Below are 7,106 nucleotides of genomic sequence, written 5' to 3'. Positions count from 1 at the left end.
CCGGGCAAGAAAGCAATGAAGGAACTGAAGGAGCGCGTGGCCGACGAACTGCTGCCGCGCGCATTCTCGATCCGCAGCAATGTCTGGACCTGGATCGACCCGGTCAACGGCTGGCTGGTGGTCGACGCCGCCAGCCCGTCGAAGGCCGACGACGTCATCAAGCTGCTGCTGAAGGCCGTCGACAAGATGCCGCTGGAATCGCTGCGCGTGCAGCGCTCGCCGGTGGCCGTGATGACTGGCTGGCTGGAATCGGACGAAGCGCCGTACAACTTCACCATCGATCAGGACACCGAACTGCGCGCCACCGGCGAGAGCAAGGCCGCGGTGCGCTACGTCAAGCACTCGCTGGACCCGGAAGATATCCGCCGCCACATCGCCGCCGGCAAGCAGTGCACCCGCCTGGCCATGACCTGGAACAGCCGCGTCTCCTTCGTGCTGACCGAGCAGCTGGCAATCAAGGGCGTCAAGCCGCTGGACGTGATCAAGGAAAACGAAACCATCACCTATAGCGATGACGAGCGTTTCGATAACGACATCATGCTGATGACCGGTGAGCTGTCGAAGCTGATGGCGGATCTGGTTGAGGCGCTGGGCGGGGAAGCCAAGGCGTAAGCAACACCCGCAACCCGCCGTCGTTCCCGACCTGGCCGGCCGCCTTGGCGGGAACGACGGTTGGTCAGCTGACTGTTTTTCACTTGGTCGCCACTTCCTCCGAAGTAGCCGGCTCCTTCCTCCCCTCCGATCCCATCTCCGCCTGTCCGCTGGTATACGTGGCCGCGCCGCGGTTCTGATGCGGCGCCGGCTTGCCCGGCAGCGGCGGCAGGGCCTTCGCCTTTTCCAGGTCGATACCGGCCACCTGCGCCACGCGGCGGCCGTAGTCCTCGTCGCAGTGCCACAGGTGCCAGACCATGCGTAGCTGTATGACTTCAGGACATTTCTTCAGATCGCCGCCGACGTTGTTGACCAGGTCGTCGCGTTCCCAGTCCTGGAAGGACCGGTAACGGTCGCCCGCCTGCTTGTAGTCGGAGGCCGTGTTCGTGGTCTGGTAGCGGCCCAGGTGGCCCTGCACGACCTGGTGGTAGTCCTTCTGCGGCTGCGGCGCTTCCTGCAGGCCGCCCAGCAGGCTGGGCTCGTAGTTGATGTGCTTTTCTTCGCCGCCGCCGTCGACGTAGAAGGCCATCTGGCCGTCGCGCTGGTTGGTGCGGGCGCGGGCCTTTTCCTGGGGCGCATTGATCGGCAGCTGGAGGTAGTTGGGGCCGACGCGGTAGCGCTGGGTGTCCGAATAGGACAGGGTGCGGCCCTGCAGCATCTTGTCATCCGAGAAGTCGACGCCGTCGACCAGTACGCCGGTGCCGAAGGCCGATTGCTCGGTTTCGGCAAACACATTGTCCGGGTTCTTGTTAAGCACCATGCGTCCCAGCGGCAGCAGCGGGAACTGGTCTTCCGGCCAGCGCTTGGTGTCGTCCAGCGGATCGAAGTCGAGCTCGGGATGCTCGCCGTCGAACATCATCTGCACGCAGAATTCCCACTCCGGAAACTCGCCGCGTTCGATCGCCGCGTACAGGTCGCGGGTGGCGTGGCTGGTATCAATGCCCTGGATCTCGGCGGCCTGCTGGCTGGTGAGGTTGCGCACGCCCTGTTTCGGTTGCCAGTGGAACTTCACGAGGTGGGCGATGCCCTGGTCGTTCACCAGTTTATAGGTGTTCACGCCCGAGCCTTCCATCTCGCGGTAGTTGGCCGGGATGCCCCATGGGCTCTTGACCCAGGTAACCATGTGCAGGGCTTCCGGATGACTGCAGATGAAGTCGTAGAAGCGCCACGGCTCCTGCTGGTTGGTGACGGGGTCGGGCTTGAAAGCATGGATCATGTCCGGGAACTTGATCGCATCGCGGATGAAGAAGACCTTCAGGTTATTGCCGACCAGGTCCCAGTTGCCGTCGACGGTCTTGAGCTTGACGGCGAAGCCGCGCGGATCGCGTGCCGTCTCCGGGGATTCCTTGCCGCCGATGACGGTCGAGAAACGCACGAATACCGGGGTCTGCACGCCGGTCTCGTTGAGGACGCGGGCGCGGGTGTACTTGCTGGCCGGCTCGTCGCCGATCTTGCCGTAGGCTTCGAAATAGCCGTGRGCGCCGGTGCCGCGCGCATGCACCACGCGTTCGGGAATGCGTTCGCGGTCGAAGTGGGTGATCTTCTCGATGAACTGGTAGTTTTCCAGCGTGGCCGGGCCGCGCTCGCCGACCGAGCGCAAGGACTGGTTGTCGCGGACGGGATGCCCCTGGCGGGTGGTCAAAGTCGGGCGCTGCTCGCTCATTGCTTCCTCCTGCGTTGGTGGAAGAAGCATTGTAAAAATGGCGGAAAACGCGCAGCGCCCGATAGCCGTCCAGCAATGCTGTCGTGTCAGCGCGCCTCGAACACGCCGGCGGCGCGGTTCTTGGTGACCTTATCCCAGGTGAAAATGGTGCCGTTCATCGCCACGTACACGCCCGGCGGCAGCGTTTGCGCCACGCCGCAGGCGAAGCCGAAGTTGAACAGCGCGTCGGAGTTGGCGATCTCGTAGGGGATCATGGCGCCGGTGAAGACGATGGTCTTGTCGCTCGTGCCCGCGGCCGCGCCCAGCACCTCGGCGGTTTCGCGCATGGTGTCGGTGCCGTGCACAATCACGATCGCCTTCTCGCTGGCGGCCTGGCAGGCGGCCAGGACCTTCTGGCGGTCGGCGTCCTGCATGTCGAGCGAGTCGAGCAGGGAAACCACTTCGAGCGCGGCCGGAATGGTGATGCGCGCGCGCTTGATAACTTCAGGCAAGTGGCTGTCCGCAAAGCCCAGGACACCGTTGAGTTCGTTGTAGTGTTTGTCGAAAGTGCCGCCGGTGGCGATGATCCGCAAAGTCATGATAATGGTTTGGAAACGCAGAAAAATAAGGTGCTTATGATAGCCGCAAACGGGTATGTATCCGCATGTGACTGCGCTAGAATCTTCCGGATCGGATGAGTACATTGATCACATGAAACCCGTCGCTCCAGGCACTGTCATCTTCCATCGCCATCGCGGTTACGGCGTGATTACCCACGTCAACCTGCTGACCGGCTGGATCTCCGCGCGCTTCGGCAACGAAGCGCGCACGCTCGACCTCAACCTCTCCACCGACGAAGTGCAGCACGCCGATGGCGAGGCCATCCTGTTCCGCCGCTCGCCGCCGGACCGCATGCCGCATGCGCGCCTGATGGCGATGGTGCGCGAGCTGCACAAGGCCGGTTACGAAAAGCTCTACCTGCACTCCTGGCCGAAGCCGTCCGGCCTGCACTGGCGCTGGCACCTGTTCGCCGGCCAGCGCGACTGGATGCAGCGGCCCTGGCGCGAAGGCTGGTACGGTTCGGGCGACGTATACAACGGCAATCCGGTGATGGGCTGGGGCGATGCGCCCGGCGCCAGCACGGACGAGCTGATCCACGCGCTGGCGAAGTTCGATCCCGAAGGCCTGGCGCGCGCTCTGGGCCGCGACGACGACCATACCGCCTGGTTCGCCGGCGTCTGCGAGGCCCTGCTGCCGGGTTATATGTACAGCTTTGACATGGCGCCCCAGCCCAAGGGCGGCGGCCTGGTCGAGATGCCGCCGGTGCCCGTGGTGCCGGTGCGCGCCGGCCTGCCGGCCTACGACGGTCCCGTCATCGAGTGGCCGCCGGGCTGGGCCGGCTTGTGGACGCGCCGGCATGAGATGCCGATGCGTAAGCCGAATTTCACCGGCGAACCCGAGTTGCGATAACCTAGGGTGGGCATTCCATGCCCACGCCGACGCATGCGGTCATTTCGCCGACGCGTCCGGATTCAAGATGTTCGTCGCCTTGCCGTTCGCGAAATTGACCACGTTCTCGAACGCCACCCGGAAATACAGCTCGTAGCTATCCTTCTCCACATAGCCCAGGTGCGGCGTCGCCAGCACGGTCGGGATCTTCAGCAGCGGCGACTCGGCCGGCAGCGGCTCGTCGGTGAACACGTCCAGTGCTGCATAGCCCGGGCGGCCGCGCTGCAGCGCGTCTTCCAGCGCATTCTCTTCCACCAGCTCGGCGCGGCTGGTATTCACGAACAGGGCGTCGCGCTTCATGCGCGCCAGGTCGTCCCGGGTGACGATGCCGCGCGTGGCCGCGTTCAGGCGCAGGTGCAGGCTCAGCACGTCGGCCTGCTCGAAGAAGGCTTCGCGCGAGGGCGCCGCCTGGAAGCCGTCGCTGACCGCCGCCGCGCGGCTGGTCTCGCTGCCCCACACCATGACCTGCATCCCGAAGGCCTTGCCGTAGCCGGCCACCATGCGTCCGATCTTGCCGTAGCCCCAGATCGCCAGGGTGCGTCCCTTCAGCGTCCGCCCCAGGCCGTTCAGCTCCGGATTGCTTGACGCCGTCTGCCACAGGCCCTGCTTCAGGTTGTTGGCGTAGGGGACGATCTTGCGGCTCGCGGCCATGATCAGCGCCCAGGTCAGCTCGGCCGGCGCGACCGGCGAGCCGATGCCTTCCGCGATCGCGATGCCGTGCTCGGTCGCGGCCGCCACATCGACGTGGCCCGCCAGCTTGCCGGTCTGCGACAGCAGCTTCAGGTTCGGCAGCTTGGCCAGCAGGGCGCGCGGAAACGCGGTGCGTTCGCGGATCAGGACCAGGGCGTCGAAGGGTGCCAGGCGGATCGCCAGCTGGCCCAGGCCGCGGCTCGAATTGGTGAACACCTTGACCTCGTGTCCGTCCAACAGCTTGAAGCAATCGAGATGGCGGACGGCGTCCTGGTAGTCGTCAAGGATGGCTATTTTCATAATGTTTTCTGTAAATTTCGTACGGGTAAGTAATGAAATAACGCGGATTCAAAAAATGGAGAATAACCTACTACATTGGTCAACCAAATTTCCTACATTTTTGTTATTGAAGCATTTGAAACGCATTTGTGCGGGTGTAGAATCGACCAGAAATAAAGGCCAGCGATGTCTGATTGACATGTTTTGAGACATCGATCGAGGCCAGCAGCCGACACGACCGCCGCATCACGTTACCCCGGCGCCGATCCATTGCCAAATGGATTCTTGAGCGCGGGCCCGGTACCGGGATTCCCTGACGGACGGACCCTCGATGACACCGTTGCCAGCCGCGGCCCTGTGACGCGAAGCCGGTTTTTCGAGGCCCCAAGAATTCTTTATTGGCATTGGAGGTACCTATGAATCAGCCCGTGATGGGCGGCGTTGCCGCTTTGAACGTCCCAGCTTACATCAAGCACAACAAACTCATCAATTGGGTGGCCGAGATCGCGGCCCTGACCAAGCCCGACGCCATCTACTGGTGCGACGGTTCCCAGGACGAGTACGACCGCCTGTGCGCCCTGATGGTCGAAGCCGGCACGATGAAACGCCTGAATCCGGAAAAGCGCCCGAACTCCTACCTCGCATGCTCGGACCCGAGCGACGTCGCGCGCGTCGAGGACCGCACCTTCATCTGCTCGGCAACCAAAGAGCAGGCCGGCCCGACCAATAACTGGACCGACCCGAACGAGATGCGCCAGACCCTGAACGGCCTGTTCGACGGCTGCATGGCCGGCCGCACCATGTACGTGGTGCCGTTCTCGATGGGCCCGCTGGGCTCGCCGATCGCCCACATCGGCGTCGAACTGTCCGACTCGCCCTACGTGGCCGTCAACATGCGCATCATGACCCGCATGGGCCGTGCCGTGTACGACGTGCTGGGCGAGAACGGCGACTTCGTGCCCTGCGTGCACAGCGTCGGCATGCCGCTTGCCGCCGGCCAGCAGGACGTGCGCTGGCCTTGCAACGCCACCAAGTACATCGTCCACTATCCGGAAACCCGCGAGATCTGGTCCTTCGGCTCCGGCTACGGCGGCAACGCGCTGCTGGGCAAGAAATGCTTCGCGCTGCGCATCGCTTCCAACATGGGTTACCAGGAAGCCCAGCAGGGCGGCACCGGCTGGCTGGCCGAGCACATGCTGATCCTGGGCGTCGAATCACCCCAGGGCGACAAGAAATACGTGGCCGCCGCCTTCCCCTCGGCCTGCGGCAAGACCAACTTCGCGATGCTGATCCCGCCCGCCGGTTTCGAAGGCTGGAAGGTCACCACCATCGGCGACGACATCGCCTGGATCAAGCCGGGCGCGGATGGCAAGCTGGTCGCGATCAACCCGGAAGCCGGCTACTTCGGCGTCGCCCCGGGCACCAACGAGAAGACCAACCCCAACTGCATGGCCTCGCTGCGCGAGAACGTCATCTTCACCAACGTCGCCCTGACCGACGACGGCGACGTCTGGTGGGAAGGCATGACCAAGGAAGCTCCTGCCCACCTGATCGACTGGCAGGGCAAGGACTGGACCCCGGCGTCCGGCACCAAGGCCGCCCACCCGAACGCGCGCTTCACCGTGGCCGCGACCCAGAACCCGGTCATCGATCCGGCCTGGGACGATCCGGCCGGCGTGCCGATCTCGGCCTTCATCTTCGGCGGCCGCCGCTCGACCACGGTGCCGCTGGTGACCGAGGCCCGCAACTGGACCGAAGGCGTGTACATGGCCGCGACCATGGGCTCGGAAACCACCGCCGCCGCCGCCGGCCAGATGGGCGTGGTGCGCCGCGATCCCTACGCGATGCTGCCCTTCATCGGCTACAACATGAGCGACTACTTCCAGCACTGGCTGAACCTGGGCAAGAAAATCTCGGCGCAGCCGACGATCTTCTGCGTCAACTGGTTCCGCACCGACGAGAAGGGCAACTTCGTGTGGCCGGGCTACGGCGACAACATGCGCGTGCTGAAGTGGATCCTCGAACGCACCGAAGGCAAGCAGGGCGGCGTCGAGCACATGTTCGGCACCTCGCCGTCGTACGGCGACCTGAACTGGACCGGCATCGACTTCACCGAAGCGCAGTTCCAGCAGATCACCTCGATCGACAAGGACGCCTGGCGCGAAGAATTGAAGCTGCACAGCGAGCTGTTCGACAAGCTGGCTTACCGCCTGCCGCAGGAACTGGTGGCGACCAAGCAGCAGCTGGAGCAGCGCCTGGGCGCATGACGCGATGAGTTAGTGGGGAGACGACGGCCGGTTCACCGAAACCGGCCGCACAAAACGAAAAAGGGACA

6 protein-coding genes are annotated in these 7,106 nt (G+C 64.1%); 3 read left to right on the top strand and 3 right to left on the bottom strand.

Annotated features, from left to right (window positions below):
• On the top strand, positions 1 to 612 hold a 612-nt coding region (locus AC1DIX_RS23530; protein WP_477327839.1), incomplete at its 5' end, for a recombination-associated protein RdgC.
• 79 nt (positions 613 to 691) lie between these two features.
• Here AC1DIX_RS23530 and AC1DIX_RS23525 read toward each other — a convergent pair.
• Together AC1DIX_RS23525 and AC1DIX_RS23520 are read right to left on the bottom strand one after the other, a co-directional pair.
• Positions 692 to 2,314, bottom strand: coding sequence for a catalase (locus tag AC1DIX_RS23525; protein WP_477327837.1), 1,623 nt, complete (start codon positions 2,312 to 2,314; stop codon positions 692 to 694).
• 86 nt (positions 2,315 to 2,400) lie between these two features.
• Positions 2,401 to 2,892: an asparaginase domain-containing protein gene (locus AC1DIX_RS23520; protein WP_442121215.1), complete on the bottom strand. Its 492-nt coding sequence runs from the start codon at positions 2,890 to 2,892 to the stop codon at positions 2,401 to 2,403.
• 112 nt (positions 2,893 to 3,004) lie between these two features.
• Between AC1DIX_RS23520 and AC1DIX_RS23515 the strand changes: the two genes are divergently transcribed.
• Positions 3,005 to 3,763: an L-asparaginase gene (locus AC1DIX_RS23515; protein WP_442121216.1), complete on the top strand. Its 759-nt coding sequence runs from the start codon at positions 3,005 to 3,007 to the stop codon at positions 3,761 to 3,763.
• A 39-nt stretch (positions 3,764 to 3,802) separates the two neighbouring features.
• On the opposite strand, the gene AC1DIX_RS23510 is transcribed toward AC1DIX_RS23515, so the two are convergent.
• A complete protein-coding gene (locus AC1DIX_RS23510; RefSeq protein ID WP_477327835.1) occupies positions 3,803 to 4,792 on the bottom strand; it encodes a D-2-hydroxyacid dehydrogenase family protein in 990 nt (329 codons plus the stop codon).
• Positions 4,793 to 5,187: 395 nt separating this feature from the next.
• On the opposite strand from AC1DIX_RS23510, the gene AC1DIX_RS23505 reads away from it, so the two are divergent.
• Positions 5,188 to 7,038, top strand: coding sequence for a phosphoenolpyruvate carboxykinase (GTP) (locus tag AC1DIX_RS23505; protein ID WP_477327833.1), 1,851 nt, complete (start codon positions 5,188 to 5,190; stop codon positions 7,036 to 7,038).
• Positions 7,039 to 7,106 lie beyond the last annotated feature (68 nt).

This window comes from Massilia sp. 05N420, assembly GCF_056397205.1.
This window is presented reverse-complemented; position numbering and strand designations above follow the sequence as displayed.